Raw genomic sequence first — 2,103 nt, 5'->3', positions numbered from 1 at the left:
TCGAGGAGTCTCAGGCAGTCGATGCGGAAAGGGATCTTTACAGTGACCACCGACACTGCTTTCGAGGAGACTATCAGGCGGTGCGCTGACATCCGGAGGGACAGGGCTGAAGGCACCTGGATCACCGGTGAAATGATCGATGCTTACATCGGGCTTCACGAGGCGGGATACGCCCACTCGGTGGAGAGTTGGCAGGACGGCATGTTAGCAGGCGGGCTTTACGGGGTGGCGTTGGGTTCCGTCTTCTTTGGAGAGTCGATGTTTTCTCTTAAGGCAGACGCTTCAAAGGTGGCGCTCGTAACTCTCGTGCGGCAGTTGATGAGGTGGAAGTTTACCCTTATCGACTGTCAGGTGACGACGGGGCATCTCATTCGTTTCGGGGCCAGGGAAATTCCGAGGAAGTTTTTCACGGAGATGGTGAAGGAGGCCCTGCAGAGACCTACAAGAAGGGGGAAATGGATTCTCGATGAGTAAGGGCTGGAGTCACTTCTGGTCGGGAATCAACGCGGCGGGAGATTCCTTTCCCGCGGGTGGCCCGCGATCAATTCGACGAGCATGACCTTTCAGAGAGAGACGATAGAGAAGATTTACGGCGGCTCCTTTGTGGACGACAATGCGGTCCGCATCCTGTACAAGGGGAAAGAGTCTTTCGACGCCATCTTCAGGGGCATAGAGCATGCCCGTCACGTCGTATGTCTCCATTTCTATATATTCCGGAATGATGAAACAGGCAGGGAACTTGCCGGTATTCTGAGGAAGAAGGCGGAAGAAGGGGTAAGGATCTATGTCCTCTATGACCATTTCGGTTCTTTCGGGACGCCGAAGGCTTTCTGGAATGAACTGAGGGATGCGGGGATACGGATCAGGGCCTCGAGGCCCTTCCGGTGGTCGTCTCCCTTCCATTATGCGCACAGGGACCACAGGAAACTGGTCATCATCGACGGGATCAGGGCGTTTACCGGCGGGTTGAACATAGCGAACGAATACCGAGGATTTCATCTCAGGATGAGGCATACCGCATGGAGGGATACGGGTATCTTCGTCGAGGGTCCGGTTGCACGTGAGCTGTTCCTTCGCTTCGTCAAGACATGGCAGACGTGGCGGGGCGAACCGATAGATGTTCTTGAGATCCCTGGATCATCAGCGGTTCACGACCGTGCAAGAGGTCTTCCGGTTATCACCATCTTTGCTTCGTCCTCGAAGGGAAGAAGAAAGATGCGAAAACTCCTCTATTACAGCATCAACCACGCCCGAAGGAGCGTATTACTTACGACAGCCTATTTCACCCCAAGCAGGAGGATGCTTGATTCCCTGGAAGAGGCGGTGAAGAGAGGGGTTGAGGTGAAGCTGCTCCTCCCGGGGAAGAGCGATGTCCCTGCCGCGTACCACACGGGGAGAGCGTTCTTCACGAGGCTGCTGAAGGCCGGGGTAAGAATATTTACGTATCAGGGCGAGGTCCTGCATGCAAAAAGCTACGTTTTTGACGGCTGCTGGAGCATCGTCGGTTCTGCAAACCTCGACTTCCAGTCTCTCCGGTGGAATGACGAAGGGAACGTCGGCATACTCGATGAAGGCTTCGGTAGGGAGATGACAGAAGTCTTTGCGGAAGACGCCGTCCATTCTTTCGAGATAATAGAGAAGGTCTGGAGACAACGACCCTTCCTGGAAAGGGTCAAGGAGCGGTTTTTTGTCTTGTTCAGGAGGAGGCTCTGATTCTGTTAACCGGGTGCAAATCCACTAGCCCGCTGTCTTTTTCGACGAACCTGGTACAGAGCAACGATAGAAGCGCTGCCAGGAGGATTGCGAATGGTGTTATGAGTAGGGAGTTCCTTAATCCCCAGTGATCGGAGAGCAATCCCAGGATGGTCGGTGATACTGCGTCTCCCAGGGCGTGGATGAAGAAGATATTGACCGCAAAGGCCATCGCGCGCATCGAAGGACTCGTGACATTAACGATCACGGTGTTCAACGGTCCCGTATTCAGGAAGAGGAAGAATTCTGCGACAGCGATCGCGGCCATGCACTGGGGAAGAGACGGTGTGATCAGTGCGTAGACCGAAAACGGCGTTCCGATGAGGAACCCCCATCCAGAGACCTTGAGAT

At 54.5% G+C, this 2,103-nt stretch carries 3 protein-coding genes; 2 read left to right on the top strand and 1 reads right to left on the bottom strand.

The features are described from left to right. Both aat and VEI96_03960 read left to right on the top strand, forming a co-directional pair. The coding region (gene aat, locus VEI96_03965) for a leucyl/phenylalanyl-tRNA--protein transferase (protein ID HXX57132.1) at nt 1-474 on the top strand (474 nt) is incomplete at its 5' end. A gap of 81 nt (nt 475-555) precedes the next feature. Next, nucleotides 556-1,713 (top strand): phospholipase D-like domain-containing protein, encoded by a 1,158-nt coding sequence (locus VEI96_03960; GenBank protein ID HXX57131.1) that lies wholly within the window; start codon nt 556-558, stop codon nt 1,711-1,713. On the opposite strand, the gene VEI96_03955 is transcribed toward VEI96_03960, so the two are convergent. Continuing rightward, on the bottom strand, nt 1,697-2,103 hold a 407-nt coding region (locus VEI96_03955; protein HXX57130.1), incomplete at its 5' end, for a hypothetical protein. The two genes, VEI96_03960 and VEI96_03955, sit on opposite strands and share 17 nt — an antisense overlap.

The sequence above is a fragment of the Thermodesulfovibrionales bacterium genome (assembly GCA_035622735.1).
Classification (GTDB): Bacteria; Nitrospirota; Thermodesulfovibrionia; order Thermodesulfovibrionales; family UBA9159; genus DASPUT01.
Note: the sequence above shows the minus strand (reverse complement) of the source record. Positions and strands in the feature narration are given on the sequence as shown.

Coding starts and splice junctions, on each gene's coding strand:
- VEI96_03960 (HXX57131.1), top strand. CDS start 556: ATGACCTTTCAGAGAGAGACGATAGAGAAGATTTACGGCGGCTCCTTT.